This is a genomic window from Proteus sp. TSJ240517, from assembly GCF_047921575.1.
In the GTDB taxonomy this organism is placed as follows: domain Bacteria; phylum Pseudomonadota; class Gammaproteobacteria; order Enterobacterales; family Enterobacteriaceae; genus Proteus.
On sequence record NZ_JBLRMH010000003.1, the window covers coordinates 77527 to 100556 of the forward strand.

The 23030-nt window shown below is 39.0% G+C and carries 18 protein-coding genes; 11 read left to right on the forward strand and 7 right to left on the reverse strand.

What is annotated here, in order from left to right:
- Positions 1 to 211 precede the first annotated feature (211 nt).
- The 7 genes from seqA (at position 212) to ACNARN_RS06720 (ending at position 5334) form a co-directional block, all read left to right on the forward strand.
- Positions 212 to 763 carry a replication initiation negative regulator SeqA gene (seqA, locus tag ACNARN_RS06690; RefSeq protein ID WP_196573948.1) on the forward strand — a complete coding sequence of 184 codons (552 nt, stop codon included), beginning with the start codon at positions 212 to 214 and terminating at the stop codon, positions 761 to 763.
- 74 nt (positions 764 to 837) lie between these two features.
- Positions 838 to 2478, forward strand: a complete 1641-nt coding sequence (gene pgm / locus ACNARN_RS06695; RefSeq protein ID WP_416304263.1) for a phosphoglucomutase (alpha-D-glucose-1,6-bisphosphate-dependent) — start codon at positions 838 to 840, stop codon at positions 2476 to 2478.
- 147 nt (positions 2479 to 2625) lie between these two features.
- A complete protein-coding gene (locus ACNARN_RS06700; RefSeq protein ID WP_416304264.1) occupies positions 2626 to 3108 on the forward strand; it encodes a DUF1456 family protein in 483 nt (160 codons plus the stop codon).
- A 157-nt stretch (positions 3109 to 3265) separates the two neighbouring features.
- A complete protein-coding gene (locus ACNARN_RS06705; protein ID WP_109373939.1) occupies positions 3266 to 3508 on the forward strand; it encodes a type II toxin-antitoxin system ParD family antitoxin in 243 nt (80 codons plus the stop codon).
- A complete protein-coding gene (locus ACNARN_RS06710) occupies positions 3501 to 3794 on the forward strand; it encodes a type II toxin-antitoxin system RelE/ParE family toxin (protein WP_198632548.1) in 294 nt (97 codons plus the stop codon). The genes ACNARN_RS06705 and ACNARN_RS06710 overlap by 8 nt, the downstream gene beginning before the upstream one ends.
- Before the next feature lie 367 nt (positions 3795 to 4161).
- The gene (locus ACNARN_RS06715; RefSeq protein ID WP_036912074.1) at positions 4162 to 4368 is read left to right on the forward strand and encodes a YbfA family protein; all 207 of its coding nucleotides are present in this window, start codon (positions 4162 to 4164) and stop codon (positions 4366 to 4368) included.
- Positions 4369 to 4590: 222 nt separating this feature from the next.
- Positions 4591 to 5334 carry a type 2 GTP cyclohydrolase I gene (locus ACNARN_RS06720; protein ID WP_109373941.1) on the forward strand — a complete coding sequence of 248 codons (744 nt, stop codon included), beginning with the start codon at positions 4591 to 4593 and terminating at the stop codon, positions 5332 to 5334.
- A 71-nt stretch (positions 5335 to 5405) separates the two neighbouring features.
- On the opposite strand, the gene ACNARN_RS06725 is transcribed toward ACNARN_RS06720, so the two are convergent.
- The 6 genes from ACNARN_RS06725 to ACNARN_RS06750 all read right to left on the reverse strand — a co-directional run bounded on the left by ACNARN_RS06725 (position 5406) and on the right by ACNARN_RS06750 (position 17672).
- Entirely contained in the window at positions 5406 to 7478 is a 2073-nt protein-coding gene (locus ACNARN_RS06725) for an SWIM zinc finger family protein (protein ID WP_416304265.1), read from the reverse strand.
- The gene (locus ACNARN_RS06730; RefSeq protein WP_198620409.1) at positions 7475 to 8629 is read right to left on the reverse strand and encodes a VWA domain-containing protein; all 1155 of its coding nucleotides are present in this window, start codon (positions 8627 to 8629) and stop codon (positions 7475 to 7477) included. Before ACNARN_RS06730 ends, ACNARN_RS06725 begins: the two co-directional genes overlap by 4 nt.
- Positions 8616 to 11198 carry a DUF5682 family protein gene (locus ACNARN_RS06735; protein ID WP_416304266.1) on the reverse strand — a complete coding sequence of 861 codons (2583 nt, stop codon included), beginning with the start codon at positions 11196 to 11198 and terminating at the stop codon, positions 8616 to 8618. Before ACNARN_RS06735 ends, ACNARN_RS06730 begins: the two co-directional genes overlap by 14 nt.
- 99 nt (positions 11199 to 11297) lie before the next feature.
- Complete coding sequence (locus ACNARN_RS06740) at positions 11298 to 12407, reverse strand: ATP-binding protein (protein WP_100159446.1); 1110 nt, start codon at positions 12405 to 12407, stop codon at positions 11298 to 11300.
- 25 nt (positions 12408 to 12432) lie between these two features.
- Positions 12433 to 16161: a DUF4132 domain-containing protein gene (locus ACNARN_RS06745; RefSeq protein ID WP_416304267.1), complete on the reverse strand. Its 3729-nt coding sequence runs from the start codon at positions 16159 to 16161 to the stop codon at positions 12433 to 12435.
- 380 nt (positions 16162 to 16541) lie between these two features.
- On the reverse strand, positions 16542 to 17672 hold the full coding sequence (locus tag ACNARN_RS06750) for a multidrug effflux MFS transporter (protein ID WP_198632544.1): 1131 nt from the start codon (positions 17670 to 17672) through the stop codon (positions 16542 to 16544).
- Positions 17673 to 17774: 102 nt separating this feature from the next.
- Here ACNARN_RS06750 and ACNARN_RS06755 point away from each other — a divergent pair, with 102 nt between their 5' ends.
- The gene (locus tag ACNARN_RS06755) at positions 17775 to 18536 is read left to right on the forward strand and encodes an AraC family transcriptional regulator (RefSeq protein WP_109373948.1); all 762 of its coding nucleotides are present in this window, start codon (positions 17775 to 17777) and stop codon (positions 18534 to 18536) included.
- Between the two features lie 80 nt (positions 18537 to 18616).
- On the opposite strand, the gene ACNARN_RS06760 is transcribed toward ACNARN_RS06755, so the two are convergent.
- Positions 18617 to 19900 (reverse strand): citrate synthase, encoded by a 1284-nt coding sequence (locus ACNARN_RS06760; protein WP_100159450.1) that lies wholly within the window; start codon positions 19898 to 19900, stop codon positions 18617 to 18619.
- 623 nt (positions 19901 to 20523) lie between these two features.
- Here ACNARN_RS06760 and sdhC point away from each other — a divergent pair.
- From sdhC to sdhA, 3 genes are read left to right on the forward strand one after another with little or no spacing between them, the layout of a single operon-like run.
- Positions 20524 to 20904 carry a succinate dehydrogenase cytochrome b556 subunit gene (gene sdhC / locus ACNARN_RS06765; RefSeq protein WP_129586864.1) on the forward strand — a complete coding sequence of 127 codons (381 nt, stop codon included), beginning with the start codon at positions 20524 to 20526 and terminating at the stop codon, positions 20902 to 20904.
- Complete coding sequence (sdhD, locus tag ACNARN_RS06770) at positions 20898 to 21242, forward strand: succinate dehydrogenase membrane anchor subunit (protein ID WP_006537664.1); 345 nt, start codon at positions 20898 to 20900, stop codon at positions 21240 to 21242. The genes sdhC and sdhD overlap by 7 nt, the downstream gene beginning before the upstream one ends.
- Positions 21242 to 23008 carry a succinate dehydrogenase flavoprotein subunit gene (sdhA, locus tag ACNARN_RS06775; RefSeq protein WP_023581183.1) on the forward strand — a complete coding sequence of 589 codons (1767 nt, stop codon included), beginning with the start codon at positions 21242 to 21244 and terminating at the stop codon, positions 23006 to 23008. The genes sdhD and sdhA overlap by 1 nt, the downstream gene beginning before the upstream one ends.
- Positions 23009 to 23030 lie beyond the last annotated feature (22 nt).

Below are 23030 nucleotides of genomic sequence, written 5' to 3' on the forward strand. Positions count from 1 at the left end.
AGCGGCGTTTAAAACTGGCTTTGTGCGAATAAGTTCAAAGAATAGAAGATGATACCAAGATAAACAATAGGATAAATACCGAGCTTAGCCTTTAAAATGGCAGGATCTTGAATAGATCCTCTTTAAGTTATTGAAATTTTGCCTATTTTGTTTTTAAAGATTATATCTTATAATCCTAATTACTTTTTTTTGAAAATAGTACTGGGTAGCAATGAAAAAGATAGAAATTGATGACGAACTTTACCGCTATATTGCTAGCGAAACTAGACATATCGGTGAAAGCGCTTCAGATATTTTAAGGCGTCTACTGAAGCTCGATGCCAAACAGCCCGTACAACCAGTCGTTGTCACTGAGTCAGTACAAGTACCTGTTATTAAACAGGAAGCTGAACCTACACCTATAACACCAGCAAAAAATCCGATCCGTGAAATGCGAGAACTGCTGTTATCTGATAGTTACGCAGAAAAAACAAAATCAGTTGATCGTTTTTTACAGATCCTTTCTACGTTATATAGCCTAGATAGCGCTACTTTTACTCAATCTGCTGAAACAGTACATGGACGAACACGCATCTATTTTGCTGGTGATGAACAAACATTACTCGATAGTGGACGTCATACAAAACCGCGCCATATTTCAGGCACGCCGTTTTGGGTTATCACTAACTCGAACACAGAGCGTAAGAGAACGATGGTACAAAGCATCATGCAGGATATGCAATTCCCTGCAAATGAGATTGATAAGGTGTGTGGAACTATCTAACCACTATTGTTAATTGATGCATTGCAAAGGCTTTTGTTTAAAGCGTGATTGTGATGTCAAATAGGAGAAGATTTGTGGCAATTCATCCAAGAGCAGGGCAGCATACTCGTCAAAGTGATCTGATTAATGTGGCGCAATTAACGTCTCAATATTATTCACTTAAACCACAAGCTAGCAATAACGCTCATCGTGTGAAATTTGGTACATCTGGTCATCGTGGAAGTGCAAATCGCCATAGCTTTAATGAAGCACATATTCTGGCAATTGCACAGGCTATTGCTGAAGTACGTGCTAAGAATGGAGTAACAGGGCCATGTTACGTGGGTAAAGATACTCATGGACTGTCAGAGCCTGCATTTATTTCTGTTTTAGAAGTACTTGCTGCCAATAAAATTAAAGTGATTATTCAAGAAAATAATGGCTATACACCAACACCGGCAGTCTCTTTCTCTATTTTGACATACAACGAAGCACATCAAGATATTGCTGATGGTATCGTGATCACTCCATCTCATAATCCACCCGAAGATGGCGGTATTAAATATAATCCATCAAATGGTGGACCTGCTGATACCGATTTAACTTCAGTGATTGAAAAACGTGCCAATGAACTGCTTGAGAACAATTTAGCAGGGATCAATCGTCTTTCTTATGATGAAGCATTAGCAAGTGGTTATATTCAAGCACAAGACTTAATTATGCCTTATGTCAAAGCGTTAGGTGACGTTGTTGATATGCAAGCAATTAAGAAAGCGGGCTTAAAATTAGGTGTTGACCCATTAGGCGGTTCAGGCATTGAGTACTGGAAACGTATTGGTGAGTATTATGATCTTGATCTTGAATTAGTTAACGATCAAGTTGATCAGACATTCCGTTTTATGACGCTTGATCACGATGGTGTTATTCGTATGGACTGTTCATCACCATGGGCAATGGAAGGCTTATTACAATTACGTGATAAATTTGATTTAGCCTTTGCTAACGATCCTGATTACGATCGCCATGGTATTGTGACACCTTCTGGTTTAATGAATCCTAACCACTATTTAGCGGCTGCAATTAACTATCTTTTCCGTCATCGTCCACAATGGGCTAAAGATGTAAAAGTGGGTAAAACACTGGTTTCAAGTGCAATGATTGACCGTGTTGTAGCAGATTTAGGTCGTGAATTAGTTGAAGTGCCTGTTGGCTTTAAATGGTTTGTTCAAGGCTTATTTAGTGGTGAGTTTGGCTTTGGTGGTGAAGAGAGTGCAGGTGCATCTTTCTTACGCTTTAATGGTAAACCTTGGTCAACTGATAAAGACGGTATCATTTTATGTCTGTTGGCTGCTGAAATGAAAGCAGTAACAGGTAAAGATCCGCAAGAGCATTACAACGAATTAGCACAACGTTTTGGTTCACCAAGCTATAACCGTATTCAAGCATCAGCAACCCATGAACAAAAAGCGTTGTTATCACGTTTATCACCTGAAATGGTGACTGCAAGCACCTTAGCAGGTGATCCAATTACTGCACGTTTAACACATGCATCAGGTAATGGTGCATCTATTGGTGGCTTAAAAGTAATGACCGATTACGGTTGGTTTGCGGCTCGTCCTTCTGGCACTGAAGAAGCCTATAAAATTTACTGTGAAAGCTTCCGTGGCCCTGAGCATCGTGAATTAATTGAAAAAGAAGCCATTGAAATAGTAAATAATGTTTTTGCTAACAAATAAGTTAGTACAATAAACTATTTATATAGAATAACACTCTACCTAAAGGTAGAGTGTATTTTTTTAATTATTGAATATTTTTAGATCACAGCATTGATATCCATCATTGAGGTTGATTTAGAATTAAAAATAGAGTGGATAATCAATACAATGCAAAATAATTTTGTTTTACGAAGTGTACGTTACATGCTGGATCTAAGTGATGCACATGTTGTTGAAATCATGAAACTGGCTGATTTCACAGTCACAAAAGAGTTAGTAAATAGTTGGCTGAAAAAAGACGATGAGCCTGAGTTTGTTGAGTGTGACGATAATGCGATGGGGCATTTTTTAAATGGTCTAATTTTTTATCGTCGTGGCAAAGATGATAATTTTCCAGCACCTGAAGTTGAAAAACGTATAACCAATAATATTATCTTAAAAAAACTGCGTGTCGCTTTTGAGTTAAAAGATGTTGATATTTTAAAGATTTATGAGCTTGCAGACTTCCGTGTTTCTAAGCCAGAACTCAGTGCAGTATTCCGTAAGCCTGGACATAAAAACTATCGTAACTGTGGCGATCAACTCGTGAGATATTTCCTTAAAGGGTTAACCGAAACCCTACGCGGTAAAGGCAAAACGGTTAAGAAATAAAGTTTAGGGTATTTTAAGATATAAAATTCTCTATTTATTAAATAATACCCCAAAATTGGTTTTCGATTTTGGGGTATTTTTTTATGGTATTAACTGGCGAAAGAATGAATTTACTGCTAATGTTGTATTACTAAGTAATACAATGTAGGAAGGATTTATGGCTCGAGTAACTAGTGTGACTTTGGGTGAACACTTTAATGGCTTTGTTGGTGAAATGATCAACTCAGGACGTTATGGAAATACCTCTGAAGTAATAAGAGACGCTTTACGTATGATGGAAATTAGAGAAGAACGGATCCAAATAGTTCGTAAAATGGTGCTAGATGGTGTGAATTCACCAGAAAGTAAAAATAACATGGATGATATTTTTGCAAGAGCTGAAAAGGATTTAAATGTATAAACTTTCTGAGTTAGCAGAAGAAGATATTTATCAAATTGCGCGTTATACCATACAACAATTTAGTGTAATTCAGGCAAAGAAATATCATGATGACTTGAAACGGACATTTGAGCTACTTGCTAGAGCACCCTGGATTGGGCGAGAGTGTAGTTGGGTGTGTAATGGTATGAGACGATTGGAGTTTAAAAAACACTCAATCTATTATCTACCAAAGAATAATACCTTATTTATTGCTCGCCTTATTCACCATTCAATGGATGTTGATTCTCTTGATTTTCCTGAATAAATATTTAATTATTCACTGTTGAATATATTGTTCATCATAATACTATTTAGCAGTGGATCTGTATTTTTAGCAGTAAACCTCATTCTCGAATATCTCATATCTCCTCACCGGTTTGATTTTTTTCCTTTCTGATAATATATGGCTGAAATTATTTATTATGAACTTAATTAAGTAAAAATACTGATCTTACTTTGTTAATAACTATGTCATTTTTGTTTCTTTTTTGTTTTCATTATGAAATTTAATTACATATCAAGCAAAATAAAGGTGATTTTTCGCACGAATTAAGTGGTCTGATCAGTAGTAAAATTTCATCAAATGAGGTAAAATTTCAGTCATCAAATTAATCTCTATACAGGAGAGCACTATGCCAGCTTATAACGAATATACAAAAAAACATGTTTTAGCCCGTCGTACTGGTGCTGTTGCGCTAGGTGTTGTGGCATTTCCTGTTATGATTTTTCATCCTAAACGCGCACAATTTTATAGCTATATACACCGTGTATGGTCTAAAACAAGTGATAAACCCGTTTGGTTGGCAAAATCAGAAGTGGCACTAAATAGTCACAAATAACAGAATATTAAGATAACGCCTGCAAAAGTAGGCGTTATTCTTATCCCTCTTTAAGCACTTTTTTGGTGCTACCTTCTTGTTTTTCCTTATCTGTAAATAACCTTCAATTTTTACGTTACAATAAACAGTAATGAGTCATTTAAACGAAGGCGATTCATCTATTGCTATTTATCTTATTGTTAGATAAATAGTGGCATTCGTGATAACAGGGAAATAAATGAAATGAAGAATACTGATCTGGAATTAGTGATTAATGAGAAGTTAAGCATTGAAAACTTTCAAGATTATGCACCTAATGGACTTCAAGTCGAAGGACGCCCTCATATTCAAAAAATAGTAACGGGTGTAACGGCAAGCCAAGCATTACTTGATGAAGCTGTACGATTAAACGCGGATGCAATTTTAGTACACCACGGTTACTTTTGGAAAAATGAGCCTGTTGTTATTCGCTCAATGAAGCGTAATCGCTTAAAGACATTACTTTGTAATGACATTAATCTTTTTGGTTATCACTTGCCGTTAGATGCTCACCCAATCTTAGGTAACAACGCTCAGTTAGCGTTAAAAATGGGCGTTAAAGTTGAAGGTGAAATATTACCTTTAGTGCCTAAAGGTGTGTTTGATTTACCTTTAACACCTCTTGAATTAAAAGCACGTTTAGAAAAAGCATTACAACGCAATGTATTGCATTGTGGTGATAATGCACCTGAAACTATTCGTAATATTGCTTGGTGTACAGGCGGTGGACAGGGCTTTATTCAAGATGCAGCAGAGCAGGGTGTGGATGCTTTTGTGACTGGTGAAGTTTCGGAACAAACTATTCATATCGCAAGAGAAATGGGCGTTCATTTTTTTGCAGCAGGGCATCATGCGACAGAGCGTTATGGTATTAAAGCATTAGGTGAATGGCTTGCTCAAACACATCACTTTGATGTGACATTTGTCGATATTGATAATCCAGCATAAGCCTATTTATTCTTATCCTATAAGCTATCTCTCTAATTAAAGAGAGATAGCTTTTTGCTTATTACTACTTATTACTCATTAAGCTGAATGGGTAATGGGCTTTGTAATTGTTGCAGATTATCGCATAGCCAAATTAACTGTAATAAAGCTTGTGGATCTCGTGTCGTTAATGTCAGATAACGAGCTAATTGGTTGGCAATTAATGTCATTCCTAAATCGTCAGCAGTATGCTTGCTTATCTCTAACTGCTCTTTTTGCATTTCAGAAAGCAATTCTCTCCCAGTACATGCTTGGGCTTCTAATACTGACAAAATAGGGCGACAGAATTTTTGTGCCAAGGTCGGCTCGCTGTGATGCATCGCCGTTTGTTGTTTACGTTTAGCCATATATTCTTGAATACGGCTAATAAACTCAGACTGTTTTTTCTTACGCGGAAATTGGTCAAAATCGAGATAAAACAGTTCAATACCTTTTGTCGTTTTAAGCCAAATGGTCGTTGGCAATAAATCCATATTTAAATCACGTCGAACAGGCTGTACCGTGACTGCAACTACCTCTAATTCTCGTTTAGTGAGATAACGTAATTCTTCCAGATTATTTTGCATCGTTCCTTCCCAATAAAGACGTAAGAAGGCTGAATTGTCATGATTATCTGAAACATCCCAAATAACGCACTGTTCTATTTCATACCAAATTAATGGCTTATAGCTTTTGATATGTAAGACGAGAGGTGAAAGAAATCCTTCAGGTTGATTAGCAAAATAGTCCGGCAACGCTTGCCAATTGTTGATCCCTAATTCAGTTTGTAGATTTTGGTAATCCGTAATATCAAGAAAATCAGTTTGGCTTTGAGCAAAACTTTCGCCAATAGTCGCCAGTTTTCCTTCATCAGAAATACGAGGCTCTTGTAATAAAAAAGGGCGGCGCATTAACTTATCGGATGTTTGTTTCCATAACGATAAACTATTCCAAACACTATAACGGTTAAACAGAGTATCAAGTTGATTAGGGCGTGCTTGTGTCGCTTGTAAGAGCTGCTTCTCTTCTCTATCCCAAAAGGTAAAGGTTGCTCCTAATGCACCACTTTGTGCTGTCCACCAGTTTGCACCAATTGGAATCAGCGAGAGACTCGTTTTTTTATCGTCATATTGACGACGAAGTTGTCCTCGTAATACTTTTAACTGTTCAGGTGTCGCATTGGATAATTGGAATAGATAGGCTGAAATATGAGCCAATAAGCGCAAGACATTGCTTTCATCCATAGTGAAATGTCTTTCTGCCAATAGTTTGACTTGGGTGCTTAATGTTCGCAAATAAGACGCTAAACGAGGTAAACCCTCTGCTCGAGCCGACATATTCAATAAGTGCAACTGTGTGGCACTGCTTAAGCTGATATGTGATAAACCTTGGCGTAAGAGATCATAAATAAACTGTTCAATGGTTGTTATTAACGCTGACTCTTCATCATTAAGAGGGCGTTTTGAAGATTGCACAATGATTAAATCTTCAGGCCAAACCCAAGGTTGAGCATGTTGTTCAAATATTTTAGCCACAATAGCAAGGTGGAATGCTTTTTTCTGTGAGTCAGAAAAAGGCGATAACATGCCATCGTAACCACTACCTTGTAAGAAAATAACAGGCTCATCAACATCAGTGAGTTGAATTTTTAACTGTGTCCCTGTGTCTTCTAAATTTAATGTTGTTGTTTCCCACTGCTCAACTAATTTAATGGCCGCACGACAGGCGGGTTTTCCTGCTTTTTTGATTAATACTTCCGGCTCAAGAGCAAATAGCGTGGGTAACAGAGGGGCGATTTCAATCTGTTCAGTAATGGCTTCTGATGATGCTTCACCACTCTTATCGTCATTTGAATTATCAGCACTATTATTGGCTTGTAACCATAAAACGGCAGCTAAAATATGTTTACAACAACCTGATGCCGAACAATCACAACTGGCTTGTTGGATCCCCGCTTCATGTAAAACAACATTTTGTCCATCACTACTAAACTGCCCTGTATTGGCATCAGTGAGTGAAACTTTTTCGTTATCAACATCTTTTTTTGCGCGTCTTAATAATCCTGCATTAGCAAATACAGTGAGCGCGTCTTCATCGTAATGAAAGTAAACAGTTTGCCAACTCATTGCATTACCTCTGCCAACCATTGTGCGAAATGTTCAGGTGTTAACGCTGCAACTTGCATGCCTCTGTCTGCAAGTTTCTGAGCAATTGCAGAGTCATAAACAGGTTGAGCCTCATCATCAAGTGCCGCAAGCCCTAATAATTTAACTTGTTGGCTATTAAGGCGTTGTGTGCAATCTAATAAGCGGTTTAATGATCCACCTTCTTCAAAGTCACTGATAAGTGAAATAACCGTACGTTTAGGATTTTTGACTAAGCTTTCGCAATATTGCATTGCACCTGCAATATCAGTACCGCCTCCCAATTGTACAGTCATTAAAACTTCAACGGGATCGTCTGCTAAATGTGATAAATCGACAACTTGGGTATCAAAAACTACTAAAGAGACATTAACAGCAGGTAATGAAGCTAAAATACTGGCGCAAACAGCGGCATACATAATTGAGCTAGACATTGACGCACTTTGGTCAACACAAAGAATAACATCCCATGGAAAGTGCTGTTGCATCCGTGAGTTAAAATAAGGTGTTTCAATGACTAAACGGCGATTTTGAGTATCGTAATGTTTTAAATTCGCCGCGATAGTTGCGCGCCAATCAAAGTTGCGACTATTTGGTACTAAAGAGCGTCTAAAACGGTTACGGCGACCTGTTAATGATTGGCGAAAGTTATTGCGAATTTGACGTAAAATATCATCAACCACTTTACGAATAATGGTTTTAACCGCATCTCGTGTTTCTTCACTCATGCGTCCGCGTAAACTTAATAATGTTTTAGCTAATGCTTTTGTTGGCTCCATCGCTTTTAACGTATTGGGATCTTTAAGAAAGCTACTAATTTGATAGCGTTCAATCGCCTGTGATTGCATGCGTTCAAATGTGCTATTAGGGAATAGCTTACGTGCTTGATTAAGCCAGTTCACCGCGGTGAGTTGAGAAGCATCGAGTGATCCATGACGTCCTCGCTCTTGGCGTAATCCTCGGCGTTGATATTCACGGCGATAGAGAAAATCGAGCGTGCGCTCCACTTTTAAATCATCAGTATTAAAAGTGGCTTGTCCAAGAGCATCATCAGCATATTGACCTAAAATCAGGCGCCAGCGTTTTGCTTGTTTTATTTTATCTTCAGGCATATCGTCATTATGCTGACTCATGAGTCGTATCTCCTTTCTCTATTTTCTTAGCATCAAACCAAGAAAGCATGCCTTGTTCCATTATTCGCTGTTGTAATTTTTGATTGAGCTTGGTGGCTTCAATCATCTGTTTGGCGCTAAAGTCTGACTGCCACAAAGATAACGCTTGCGTATCTAAACCAATATCGTTGGCAATATATTGTGCAAGCTCTGCATTTTGTTTGGGATTAAGTTGGCTAAAGGCAAAACGCAGATCAGGTAAGATCTGAATAAATCGTTCTTCATCCCATTGCTGTAACAAAGTATTTAAGTGATCGACTAATAACGGTAAGCGAATAACTAGCTCTGGTGCAGTTCGCATCATCCCGACAAAATAACCAATGGCATGTTCGGGAGAACTGCCTGTGCTAAAGGTCGTATTTAGCGCGGTGACCAACGTATTTTCGTCAATATATGAACCTAAATAACGTAATGCATCTACCGCACCTTTTAATAAAGGCACGGTATCTAATTGACCATCAAGACGATTGAGTTGCTGATAGAAATCACTTTTATAATCATGCTGATTATTGAGTGATGGCATAAATTCAATCAATTCACGCAAAGAGAGCAGAGCTTGTAAATTGCTTTCTTGTTGTTGCTCATCACCTTGAGCCAGTTGTTCTAAACAAAAGAAAGCTTGAGGAATAACTTGATGTAGACGATTTTCAAGTGAAAGCTCATCCGTAATATCAAGATATTGGCGACCTCGCCATAAATGGATCAGTTTATGTCCACATTGAGTGAGTGACTGAAGACGAAAATCTTGCTGAATATAGCCATCTAACAGTTTAAAGAGTGATGGTATGCGCTGGTGAAGCCCAATTAATGCTGCTTGGATTAATAACGTGACTGCACTTTGGCTTGAACGGCTTTGCCCTTGTTCTTCAAGCTGTTTTTCCATTGATAACAGCTTACTTAGGGCGATGGCTTCAAGTTGAGAGCCTTTCTCTGATAATGAAATCAGCTCGCCTTCCACATTGGGTGTCCAAGCGTATTGCCACTCTTCAAATAGCAGATCTAATTGATGACCAGAAAGAAAATCAGGGCCATTTACACGGTGTGCAAAATGGATCTCTAAGAAAGCCAATAAATGTAAAAAGCGACTTCTTAAGCGATGTTGCGGGTTACGGTAAACATCACATTTAGTGGTTTTTGCTAATGTATCATCCAGTTTGAAACGAAAAGCTTTAGCTCGTTCATAGGTTTCATTAACTAAAGGAGGCGTTGCTGTACCTAATGGAATTTTACCTAAGAGATAGCCTGAAAAGCAGGTTTTAATTTCAGTCCATAACTCGCTTTGGCTATCATCTAAACTGCCCTTAATAAAGGCACTTTGTAAACCATCGAGTAAATCATAGCGACCTGTACCTGCATGATCTCTTAGTAAAGCGAGGCGTAAACTCTGCTCTGCTGCGAGTTTTACAGCTAAATAGCTAGGTGGATTATCAAATTGTTTTTCTCTGATCGCCTGAGCTACTGAGCTTAGAAAAGCAATCCCCATTTTATTGCGATAAACTTGAGTTGGTTGTTTTGCCGCATCATTATTCTCTGATTTATCATGATGTTGTTGCATTAAACTTTGCCAGGCTTGTTGATAAAATGCGGGAGAAGGCATGCCTGAAGCATAACCATTAAGTGCATCTAATCTGTCAAAACTGTAGCGAATAAGCCAAGCTTGTTCATTTTCACCCATTTTTTGCATTTTAGTGAATTGCTTTTGTTCTGTGCTAGAAATGGCGAAAGATTGAGATTGTGAATGTGCTAGACCTTCAATTAATGCAAGAGTATGGAATCCCCCAGTGACGATTAAAATTTTGGCATTGGGCTCTTGTTGTTTGATGGCTTGAATATGAGTGAGCATATGTGCTTCACGTTGTGAAGAGCCTTCAGATTCAAGCACTTTAGGTTCATAATCAAGTCGTGCTAGTGCGCACCAAATAAAGGTGTCATTAAACAGTGTTTGCCAATCTGCTAAGGCTTCAATATTGCGTAATTCAAAAAGATGCTCCCAAACATCATCATGATCACGACAGTGGCATTTTTTGGCTAATTGCGCGATAAACTGGCTATGTGCTAAATAACGTTCTTTTTGTAAGCTACGACTCTGTGAATCACTATATTCTTCGTTATTAACTTGTGCAGCCCAAGGTAAATCGATAAAACGTGTTTTGGCATTGATGCGCAAACCACCCCGCAAAGCTTGCCATTCAGGCGAATATTCACAAAATGGGAAATAGGCAGAGTGTAGTGATTTCTCACGATCTTCTTGGTTTCCATCATTATGCAAATACTCTGCTTGTCCCATAATCGCAACAGGAGGCAGGGTATCTTTATCTGTTAGGCTAGGAATAAGCGAATTAAAAGTATCTGGACCTTCAATTAAAATATAATCAGGTTTTACAGAATCAATTAATGATAAAACTGCATAAGCACAAACAGGGCTATGGTGGCGTACAGGGGCAAAATAGAGATGTTGTTGCTGTAACGACGTCCATTTCAGTCGTGCTTGGTCAATTCTTTCTGGTAAAGGTATTGAAGGTAGCGTCACCGTGTCGATCCCTTTTCTGGGTGAAAAGGCAGAGTGAGTTAACTCTGCCTTTAATAGATAAATAACGTATTTTAATGCGTAGCCACGAGTCTTAGCGTTTTATTGCCAAAACTCTTTTGATGCATCAAAGAAAGCTTTCCACTCTTTACTGTTTCTTGCTCTCTCTCTGGCTACGTTGTCCATGTAATAACGAATACGTTTGATATCATCAGCATTGTCTTTTAATACAACACCAATTAGTTGGCGGGCAATTGCACCTGCATTCATTACACCATCACCTAAATAATGTGCTTCTAAAGCACAAGCATAAGCAATGTTCACGGCTTCTGCGGTTGACATAACCGCATCAGGTGTTTTGATATTGCCACCATCTTTCGTATTACCTGAACGCAACTCTTGGAATGTTGTGACCAGTAATTCCACAACATCTGCGGGTACAGTGACTTCATTTGCTAAAGAGCCTAATTCATTTTCAAGCTGTGATTGGATTAAGCTAATTTCAAATGCAGGATCACGAATAGGTTTCACGGTTTCAAAGTTAAAACGGCGCTTTAATGCAGCCGACATTTCATGAACACCGCGATCACGTAAGTTTGCTGTACCAATAAGGTTAAATCCCGGTTTTGCACTAATACGTGCACCATCACCCATTTCAGGGATCATCAATTGTTTCTCTGACATCAAGGAAACCAGCACATCCTGAATTTCAGGCGGGCAACGGGTTATCTCTTCAAAGCGAACAATTTTACCTTGCAACATACCTTGATAAAGTGGTGATCCCACTAAAGCGCGTTCTGTTGGGCCTTCTGCTAATAGCAATGCATAGTTCCAAGAATACTTAATATGATCTTCTGTTGTGCCGGCAGTGCCTTGGATAGTTAATCCTGAATCACCACTGATGGCAGCAGCAAAAAGCTCTGAGAGCATTGATTTTGCTGTACCAGGTTCACCAACCAGCATTAAACCTTGTTTACCCAATAATGTGACAATTGCACGATCAACCAATGCATCATCGCCGAAAAACTTAGGTGTGATGCCTAATGCATCATCACCTAAAATAAATTGGCGTACAGCACGAGGAGAGCGAAGCCATCCTTGTGGTTTAGGATTATTAGCATCAGCTTTTGTTAAACGCTCTAACTCTTGGGCAAATCGAACCTCAGCGCTTTCCCTAATTGCTTGTTGATCTGCGGGTGCTTTTTTAGCCATATTTTTTCCTAATTATCCCTATTCTTTACCAAGGTGTTTTCTTTTCCCATTCAGGATCAAATCCTGCACAAGCTTCAGCGACTTTTAGATAATCAGCATAGCTTTCTGCTAATAGAATGGGTGGTACATCTTTTAGCTCAACATTATTACGATCCCAGTAATCTTGCTGATTTTTTTCAAAGCTCAAATCAAATAAGACCGCTGGAATGTTTTCTTCTGGAACATAGCTACCACTGAAACCGATATTTACATAGTAGTTTAAACTAGAGAAGAATTTGTAATAGTGAGAGAACGAACCACCATCTTCAGCTGGTCCACGTTGATAGCCCATTTTGGTTAAAATGCCACGTAGTGTGAAGGTATCAGTGATCCAACCTTTTCTATCTTCAATCTCAGTCAGTTTTAGATCTAACTCAGGGATTTTATGTTCCATTTGTGAGAACAAGAATTTCACTTTGTAATCTTTGAAATGAGCCATCCATGCCTTACGTTCATCTTCATTAACCAATGCTGCGTGAGCAAGCTGGATCAACGAATCGTTTTGTAAAGTCACTTCATCATCTTCTAGATCAAGCAATGCACCGTCATCAGAAGGACGGAATGTATTGATAACCTTGCCATCTTTCACTTCTTGCCAAACCAGTTGTTCAATCAGTTTATGCATGATTGGGTGAGCTAAGATATATTCTTGCCAATCTGCGCTTAACCACTGACGTTGAGCACACATGGCTTCATATAAACGCACACTTTGTAGCTCAATAACTTGTTTAAGTTCTTTTTTACTTGAAGTGAAGAGTTTTTTCGCTTCTTTGATAAGCTCTGCATCGTCATTTTTACGCGCAGCAGGTAAGGCTTTAACTTCTTTACCTTCAGGATTAAACAAGACCAGTTTTTGTTTTGCATCCATCTTCGCGGTAAAGATACGCTCACCATATTCCAGTACTAATGTACCAGTATCATCAAAGCCAGCGGTTGGAATGGTTCTATCTGCTAATTCATCTGCACTCCAGCCATTACGCTCAGCAATTTGCGTGACTAAATTACGCGCTTTTTCTTGTACAGACGCGGTGCGATAGCGACGTGATAATGAAAGAAGAAGCTGAATGATAATAGGATCATTGCTTGATGCTACCGCATCAATCATGGCTTCAATTTGCGCACGGCGCTGATAGTGATCACGCATATAGTTACGTAATACAGATACTGCAACATGGCCTTCAATACCACAAACCAGGGCAAGCATACCTTTATCACTAATGGCAGAGCCTAAATAACGACGTAGCACCTCGTTTTTAATCTCTTCAATCACTTGCTCTAAAGTATAGGTTTCATATTTAGCATAATATTCAGGATAACGTTTAGCCCAATCTTTGTATTGCGTTAAGCGAGAAGGGGCATTTTTTCGCGCTTCTAACATCGCTTCTTCAAGTGTTGGTCCTTTAATATCCTGAGTCACGAAGGTATGCAGAATAAAGCTTGAAAGTTTATGTTGGCTATCGGTAGAAAGCAGTCCGATATAACGTTGTAATAACGCGTTTCCTCCTGGCATTTTTAGTTTTACTGCCAGAATAATCCACCAACGAATAATCGCTGGATCAACTGCTTTTTTGTTTTCCCACGTTAATGCAGGAATAGCATCAAAGTTAAACCAAGCGAGGCTTGCAGGTGCTTTGGCTTTAAGACCTTTTTCAGCTTCAGCTAATAGCGTTTTTGGTGATAAATAACTTGAGATATCTTCACCAAGTTCCTCTAACGCGGTTAATAAAGAGGCTCGTACTACTTCGCGTTTCTCTTTTTTCAATAAGGCATTCAATGCAGGTAATGATTCTGGATTTTTTAAACGTGCCAACCACTCAATAGCGGTAACGCGAATTTCTTGTTTTGCAGAAGATAAACCTTCTTGAGCACTTGTATGAATATTTGGTAGTGTCTCAAGTAAATTCTGCGCTGAAACGCGGTGCATTTTATTTTCACCCAATGCCAGCTCCATAATTCGAGGCACGAATTGTGCTGGAATGGTAGGGAAACGACCTAGTACTTTAATGCCTTGTGAAATTTCAAACTGGCGATAGCGACGCTCGCTTTGACTTGGCATTAAATTCAGCGCTTCAGCGATATAATCTGGATGTTGAGAGAAGAAAGGCCAAATTTGCTCTGGTCTACGGAAGCGTTTTAAACCATCTTCATAAGATTCTAAACATAATGCAGCAGTCAGGCGGGTTGCATTTTTAAAGTTGCAACGTTGCAGCACATCTTCAAGATGGCGTAATTCAATATCACTAAACAAGCGTTCAGGAATTTCGCCATTAAAATAATGAGAGGAGAAGTGATCGGCATGTTGGCGATTATTCACTATCACACGTACAGCATGAAATAGAGTATATTCAGGTAAATTTAAAACACGATTTTTATGTTTAATGATTTGAATTTCATTTGATTGAATAGAGCCTTGTCCACTGTTCAGTTTATCTACTATTGCACGACACTGTTTTTCATCAATTTTAGATAAATCTTTTAAATGGCGTTGTGCCCAATTATAAGTGTGTTTAGCCGTTTTATTTTCTTCAATTTCACGTTCAGCATTTTCTTTGGCTTTGACTAAGATCTCATTGAAGTTATTGACCATCATATCGCGAACGCTATCAGGTAATGGCGTGTCTTCTAATGGCGTAAAATCAGGAGTCTCAATGGCCTCTACGGTATTGGCATCTTCTGCAACATTAAAACGTAGTAGGGCGCTTTCAATACTTTTCATTACCGATTTTGAGGTTTCATGTTTTAACGCTTCTTCTAGTACATCACGGTTTTCACCTTGGCGTGCAAATAAATCTGCTGCTTGAGTACGTTGTTTTGGCGTACCATTTATTAAAACATGGGTAAGATTTTGTTTAACAATTTCAGGCGGTAAGGTGACTAAAATTGGCTCTGCGGCTTTTTTAACGGTTTTTAAACTGCTGGTGGCAAGTAAAACGATAATATCGGCAAAGGTGTCACGTAATACGGTATTCTTATTTAAGTAATTAATCAGTTCTACTAAGCCGTTAGCTGAAAGTTTTTCAATTAATTCTTTTCGGATAAATTCTTGATGCGTCATTAAATAATCAGAGAGATCATCTAATTCATAAATACGTTTAAGATTAGTGGCATAGTATTCAGAAATGTCTTTTCTATCAAACACAGCAAATAAGGCATTTTCACCTGCAATATTCGCTTCTTGTTCGACCATATTGGCAATAAATGCCATATTCCAATGTTTACGGTGTTCTAAGTTTAGATTACGCGCATTTTCATAGGTGTTATAAAATACGTCAATAAGCAGATAAAGCACCCAAGATGGCACTTCTTTGGTTGTTATTTTGATATTGATATCTTGGCAAGCCGCAGCCAGCACTTTTCCGTAACGAGCCACTTGTTCTGCTGAAAAGCCATCACCGACTTTAGAATAGAGTTTGTGTCGAGCATTTAGCCCTTGCGTGATAATTTTACTGTATTTTCCTGTATTTACACCATGTGCATACCACCACTCTAACGTACCGGGTTTATCAAAGTAAACGGCCGCTTTTGAAGCATCCAGCTTATTTAATTCAAAAAGCACTTCAGGGTTTTCACCTGTAAGGACATAATTTAATGCACGTTTAGGTAATCCTTCATCGAATACAGCAAGTAATACGAGGGATTCTTGGAGGTGTTTTTCAGTAATTGCGACGTCTTTTTTCCCAAAAATTGGAAAAATGTCTAAGATTTTTTTTATCACGCCAGTTCCTTAAGCTATGTATGGATAAACAGTTTTTTTTACCATGAAATAGCAATGCGAACAATTTGATTATCACTATCATAAATAAAGATAAGAGGTGTTATTGGTTAAATTAATAGAGATAAACGCTAAAAAATTTAACTGAACTTTATTAATATTCAATTTAGCTTTATATAAATAGGTATATTAGGAAAAAGTGCTGAAAATGAAGAAATGAGAATAAAGGTGTTTTTTGTTGAATTTAAAAAGATTAAGAATTGTCTGTTTAGCAAAATAAGCGTTAACCCTTAGCTAAATTGATTAAAAATTAACAGTAAAAAACGAAACTTAATATTGCTAGAAAAAATCCCGTACCTTTTATTCAGTGCGGGATCAATTTATTATTTTGTCGTTTGACGAGAAAAAGAGAGTAACAATGAACCTAGACTACAAATCAGTAAAGTGATTGCTAAACTTTGACCCCATCCCGCAAGAGCAAGCCCGCCACCAATTAATAGATAGTAGAATAAACCTAATAATGCCCCCGCAGTGCCTAAACGATCTTTATATTGTGCTAATGCTGTGGCTAAAATATTTGGAATAGCAATGCCATAAGCCACAACACTGGCCATCATCGGAATGACAAAGCTAATGTGGTTACGTAATAAATAAACACCGACTGCACTTATCAACGCAATAAAACTCGCGAGTAATACTAATTTCTCACACTGCCAATGCTGGTTTAATAAGGCTTTATTAATATAAGAACCTATGCCCACACCTATTGCTAACACAATACCACTATAGCCAAAAGTACTTGCGCTATAACCTTGATTATCAAACATAAAAGGAGCCAATTGATAATAAGCAAATAGGCTGATATTAAAAAAGGCAATTAATAATACTGTTTTAGCAATTTGCTTATCCTTAAGCATGTTTATTGCAGTTTCTCCTAACGGTGCTGTTTTTACTGTTTTAGGGCGACTTTCAGGTAAAGCAAAAGTACTCCATAACAGTAAAATCATAGCGAGGAGGGCAAGGCCACTAAATACACCTTGGTAACCAGCATAACTCACTAATAATGAACCACTTAGCATCCCAATTGCTGGGCTTAGAGCGATAGCTGCCCCCATAACAGAGAAAACTTTAGCCAGTTCATCACCACTGTATACATCACGCATAATGGTTTGTGTGCCGACTGAGCCTACCGCAGCACCAAAAGCAGAGAGCATGCGCAGCCCAAGTAATACAGAAAAGCCATTGGTCATAAAAACGCCAAGGCAAGCAATAGCATAAATAAACAACCCAGCTAACATTGTCGGACGACGACCAATGACATCACATAATCGACCCCATATAATGACGCCCAATGCAAACGCAAAGAAATAGAGCGAAAGTGTTTGTCCAGCCTCGTTTGCACTGACATAAAAGCCGTTTGCAATATCAGTAAGTGCTGGGCTATAAATGGTTTCTGCAATTTGTGGAAACATCATTAACGCAATTGCTAACCATAAAGAGAGTTTTTTGTTCATCTTTTTTATCCTACATCCTTAAATCTTGATGAACAGAATACAGAGATAATGAATGTCTCGTTATATATATAAAGACATATTATATTTCAAATAGGACAAGTGATGGCTTGGCTTAATCAATACGACCACTTTGTGCCAGAAGAGCATCTTGCATCAGTCGTTGGTATTGCAGCAGAAATGGGAAAGCACGATTCAGGATTTCATTCTCATGATAGAGGGCAGTTATTATTTACGCAGTCAGGATGTATGCGAATTACTTTGGCCTCCCGCGTTTCTGTATTACCTCCCATGAGGATTGCGTGGATCCCCCCAAGAGTTGAGCATCGAGTCGAAATGTATGCCTCTGTTGGATATCGTTCAGTTTATATTAGTGAAGAATTTCATGATAATTTTCCAATTGAGAGTGAAATATTAACAATTTCACCTCTTTTACGAGAAATATTAGAGCGAATTTCCATTGCTGATTTTGATACTCAATGGGAAGAAGGGCGCTACGCTAATTTATTGGCAGTTTTCTTTGATGAAATCACTCAGGCACCGCGACAACCCAATCATTTATTTATGCCTAAAGATAGACGGCTAAGTCGTTTATCCTTTGATGATTTACCGCCAGCATTACAAGAAATGGCAAAGTTCGTAGGGGCGAGTGAAAAAACGATCACACGCTTATTTTACAAAGAAACAGGACTGAGCTATCAACAATGGCGCCAACAATGGCGGTTAATGAAAGCCATTGAGTTGTTAGCTACCCATCATCGCTATATTGATATTAGCCAGATATTAGGATTTGCCAGTGATAGTGCCTTTATTACCTTTTTTAAAAAAATGACAGGGCAAACTCCGCAAGAATATTTAAAAAGCTGATTAGATTTTGTTGATAATTTTAAAACATAAAGCCCCGATTTAAACGGGGCTTAGCAAGATAAATAATTAATAAAACTCAATTATTTCTTTTTAATTTCACTTTTGAAATCGCGCTCATCATAACCAGTATAAAGCTGACGAGGACGCGCAATTTTCAGACCATCTTCGTGCATTTCATTCCAGTGAGCAATCCAACCAATTGTACGTGCAATAGCAAAAATAACCGTAAACATATTGGATGGGATACCTAACGCTTTAAGGATAATACCAGAGTAGAAGTCAACGTTAGGGTACAGTTTTTTCTCAATAAAATACGGGTCGTTTAGGGCAATACGTTCTAATTCCATTGCCACTTCAAGTAAGCTGTCATTGAGGTTTAATTCTTTTAACACTTCATGACAGGTTTCACGCATTACTGTTGCACGAGGATCGTAGTTTTTGTAAACACGGTGACCAAAGCCCATTAAACGGAAGGAGTCATTTTTATCTTTTGCACGTTTAATAAATTCAGGAATGTGTTCAACCGTTTTGATCTCTTCCAGCATACGCAGACAAGCTTCGTTAGCACCACCGTGAGCTGGCCCCCAAAGTGACGCGATCCCTGCTGCGATACAGGCAAATGGATTTGCACCAGAAGAGCCCGCAGTACGTACAGTCGAGGTTGATGCATTTTGCTCGTGATCTGCGTGAAGGATGAAAATTCTATCCATTGCACGTTCAAGTACTGGATTAACAACATACTCTTCGCATGGTGTTGCAAACATCATATGCAAGAAGTTACCTGCATAGGAGAGGTCATTTTTTGGATAAACAAAAGGTTGGCCAATCGAGTATTTGTAACACATCGCTGCCACTGTTGGCATTTTTGATAGTAGGCGATAAGCCGTGATATCACGGTGAACTGGATTACTGACATCCAATGCATCGTGATAGAACGCAGCTAAAGCCCCTGTAACACCACACAGTACGGCCATTGGGTGTGAGTCACGACGGAACCCATTGAACAGTCGGGTGATTTGTTCATGGATCATGGTGTGACGAGTTACTGTGGTTTTAAATTTATCGTATTGCTCCTGTGTCGGTGCTTCACCGTACAGCAGGATATAACAGACTTCCAAGTATGTTGATTCAGTCGCTAATTGCCCGATAGGGAAACCACGGTGAAGTAAGATACCGTTATCACCATCAATAAAAGTGATTTTTGACTCACAAGAGGCGGTTGAGGTAAAGCCGGGATCATAGGTGTAATAACCTTTGGAGCCGAGAGTACGAATATCAATAACTTTGGAACCGAGTGTAGGGGATAGAACGTCCAAGTCTACAGATGTTTCAGCAATCGTTAGCTTAGCTTTGTTATCAGCCATTTATAATCTCCTTAGCGCTTATATGTCTCCTAACAATATCGAGGGTATCTTCATAAAGATGCACTTCGATAGTGAAACTATAGTTGATGTAAGGTACCCAGCCGAGTTTTATTTAGTGCCCGTAATGTCTAGGTCTATAGTGTGTCACTTATGTTAAGGAGCTTTTGATGTTATGTTTTTTTAGGTGCTTTTTTATGCAATGCACTTAGAATTAGTACTGCTATCACTTTTACATAAGTTTGAGGTTTCTGGAAGCGTGTTTGCGCACAAAAAAAACATAAACATTAAAATAATGCAGTGAATGTAATAAAAATGTTGTGTATGTGTCAAAAATGATAATCATTTTTGCATCGGATGTATTAAATAGTGATCCCTCTCACTGTTCGAGGCAAATGTCGGGCACACAAGTTGTGTGGTAATTGTAATAATTTTGTGAAGCACTTATACTGCGCGCAGGTCTCCGGAACCGTTGTTGTATGGAGAACCAGCGTAACGAATCCACACTTTTTGTAAAATAGACGGATTTAACATTTTACTTAAAATGTGCCTTTGTACCCCATTCGCTGTTTGATTTCCATCCAGGTCCGGAGGAAGGAAAAATTATAAAAGCTGTGTGGGCATAAATTGTGAAAAAACAAAGACCTGTCAATCTGGATTTACAGACGATACAGTTTCCACTCCCTGCTATCGCATCGATCTTACATCGTGTCTCTGGGGTTATCATGTTAGTCGCAGTTGGCATCTTACTGTGGTTACTTGGCACCTCTCTCTCCTCTCCTGAAGGTTTTCAGCAAGCTGCTGAAATTATGACTGGCTTCTTCGCGAAATTTATTTTGTGGGGCATCCTAACGGCATTGGCATATCACATTTGTGGTGGTATTCGTCATATGTTAATGGACTTCGGCTTTATTGATGAAACCTTGATTGTAGGTCGCAACTCAGCGGCTGCATCAATGGTTATTACAGTTATTTTATCAATATTGGCGGGGGTATTAGTATGGTAAGTAATTCTTCTACTTTAGGCCGTACTGGCATACAGGATTGGTTATTCCTTCGTGCCTCAGCCATTATTATCGTTTTATATGTTCTTTATCTTGTGGGATTTATTGCTACAACAGAAATAACCTATGAGGTATGGCGTGGGTTCTTTAGCTCATCCTTAACCAAAGTGTTCACCATCTTGACCCTGCTTTCTATTCTTATTCACGCGTGGATCGGAATGTGGCAAGTGTTAACGGACTATATTAAACCGCTGGCATTACGCCTGACTTTACAACTGATTATTGTTGTTGCGCTGTTGGTTTATCTTATTTATGGAACAATTGTGGTGTGGGGTGTGTAATGAATCTGCCAGTAAGAGAGTTTGATGCCGTTGTTATTGGTGCAGGTGGTGCTGGTATGCGTGCCGCTTTACAGATTTCTCAAATGGGTCTGTCTTGTGCACTGATTTCTAAAGTTTTTCCTACTCGTTCTCATACTGTTTCCGCTCAAGGTGGTATTACAGTTGCACTGGGTAATACCCATGAGGATAACTGGGAATGGCACATGTACGATACGGTAAAAGGTTCCGACTATATTGGTGACCAAGACGCTATCGAATATATGTGTAAAACCGGCCCTGAAGCAATTTTAGAGCTAGAACATATGGGACTCCCATTTTCTCGCCTAGATGATGGTCGTATTTATCAGCGTCCATTTGGTGGTCAGTCAAAAAACTTTGGTGGTGAACAAGCTGCACGTACAGCTGCTGCCGCTGACCGTACTGGGCACGCATTGTTGCATACCCTTTATCAGCAAAATTTAAAAAATCACACAACCATCTTTTCAGAGTGGTATTCACTGGATTTAGTGAAAAACCAAGATGGCGATATCGTTGGTTGTACTGCAATTTGCATCGAAACGGGTGAAGTCGTTTATTTCAAAGCAAACGCTACGATTTTAGCTACTGGCGGTGCAGGTCGTATTTACCAGTCAACCACAAATGCGCATATCAACACAGGTGATGGTGTGGGTATGGCTGTTCGCGCAGGTGTTCCTCTGCAAGATATGGAAATGTGGCAATTCCACCCAACGGGTATTGCGGGTGCGGGCGTATTAGTGACTGAAGGTTGTCGTGGTGAAGGCGGATATCTGTTAAATAAAGACGGTGAACGCTTTATGGAACGTTACGCACCGAACGCCAAAGACCTTGCCGGCCGCGATGTGGTTGCGCGTTCTATTATGATCGAAATTCGTGAAGGTCGTGGTTGTGATGGTCCTTGGGGTCCTCATGCGAAATTAAAACTCGATCATCTGGGTAAAGAAGTTCTTGAGTCTCGTTTACCAGGTATTCTTGATCTTTCTCGTACTTTCGCACACGTTGACCCAGTTAAAGAACCAATTCCTGTTATACCTACTTGTCACTATATGATGGGGGGTATTCCAACAAAAGTAACGGGTCAAGCTATTCGTGTGAACGAGAAGGGCGAAGATGTCGTTATTCCTGGATTGTTCGCAGTAGGTGAAATTGCTTGTGTATCTGTTCATGGTGCAAACCGCTTAGGTGGTAACTCACTGTTAGACCTCGTTGTATTTGGTCGTTCAGCAGGAGTTCACTTAAAAGAGTCACTGATGGAACAAGGTACAATGCGTGATGCGAGCGATTCTGATGTTGAAGCCGCATTAACTCGCTTAAATCGCTGGGAAAACAACCGCTCTGGTGAAGATCCAGTTGAAATCCGTAAAGCGCTGCAATCTTGTATGCAACATAACTTCTCGGTATTCCGTGAAGGCGATGCAATGGCAAAAGGCTTAGAAGAACTGAAAGTTATTCGTGAGCGCTTACAAAATGCACGACTGGATGATAATTCAAGTGAATTTAATACACAGCGTATTGAATGCTTAGAATTAGATAACCTGATGGAAACTGCTTATGCCACTGCGGTATCTGCAAACTTCCGTACAGAAAGCCGTGGAGCTCATAGCCGTTTCGATTTCCCAGAACGTGATGATGCGAACTGGTTATGCCATACATTATATCAACCGCAAACCGAAACAATGACACGACGTGAAGTCAATATGCAGCCAAAACTGCGTGAAGCCTTCCCACCAAAAGTGCGTACATATTAATTAGCGGTGTTATTGAAGTTGC

What these genes read in the sequence shown, in the direction of transcription:
- ACNARN_RS06750 (WP_198632544.1), bottom strand. Translation starts at nt 17,672, where the DNA reads ATGAACAAAAAACTCTCTTTATGGTTAGCAATTGCGTTAATGATGTTT.
- ACNARN_RS06710 (WP_198632548.1), top strand. Translation starts at nt 3,501, where the DNA reads ATGTATAAACTTTCTGAGTTAGCAGAAGAAGATATTTATCAAATTGCG.
- ACNARN_RS06740 (WP_100159446.1), bottom strand. Translation starts at nt 12,407, where the DNA reads ATGGCTAAAAAAGCACCCGCAGATCAACAAGCAATTAGGGAAAGCGCT.
- ACNARN_RS06705 (WP_109373939.1), top strand. Translation starts at nt 3,266, where the DNA reads ATGGCTCGAGTAACTAGTGTGACTTTGGGTGAACACTTTAATGGCTTT.
- ACNARN_RS06760 (WP_100159450.1), bottom strand. Translation starts at nt 19,900, where the DNA reads ATGGCTGATAACAAAGCTAAGCTAACGATTGCTGAAACATCTGTAGAC.
- ACNARN_RS06725 (WP_416304265.1), bottom strand. Translation starts at nt 7,478, where the DNA reads ATGAGTTGGCAAACTGTTTACTTTCATTACGATGAAGACGCGCTCACT.
- seqA (WP_196573948.1), top strand. Translation starts at nt 212, where the DNA reads ATGAAAAAGATAGAAATTGATGACGAACTTTACCGCTATATTGCTAGC.
- ACNARN_RS06720 (WP_109373941.1), top strand. Translation starts at nt 4,591, where the DNA reads ATGAAGAATACTGATCTGGAATTAGTGATTAATGAGAAGTTAAGCATT.
- sdhA (WP_023581183.1), top strand. Translation starts at nt 21,242, where the DNA reads ATGAATCTGCCAGTAAGAGAGTTTGATGCCGTTGTTATTGGTGCAGGT.
- ACNARN_RS06715 (WP_036912074.1), top strand. Translation starts at nt 4,162, where the DNA reads ATGCCAGCTTATAACGAATATACAAAAAAACATGTTTTAGCCCGTCGT.
- ACNARN_RS06700 (WP_416304264.1), top strand. Translation starts at nt 2,626, where the DNA reads ATGCAAAATAATTTTGTTTTACGAAGTGTACGTTACATGCTGGATCTA.
- ACNARN_RS06730 (WP_198620409.1), bottom strand. Translation starts at nt 8,629, where the DNA reads ATGAGTCAGCATAATGACGATATGCCTGAAGATAAAATAAAACAAGCA.
- sdhD (WP_006537664.1), top strand. Translation starts at nt 20,898, where the DNA reads ATGGTAAGTAATTCTTCTACTTTAGGCCGTACTGGCATACAGGATTGG.
- ACNARN_RS06755 (WP_109373948.1), top strand. Translation starts at nt 17,775, where the DNA reads ATGGCTTGGCTTAATCAATACGACCACTTTGTGCCAGAAGAGCATCTT.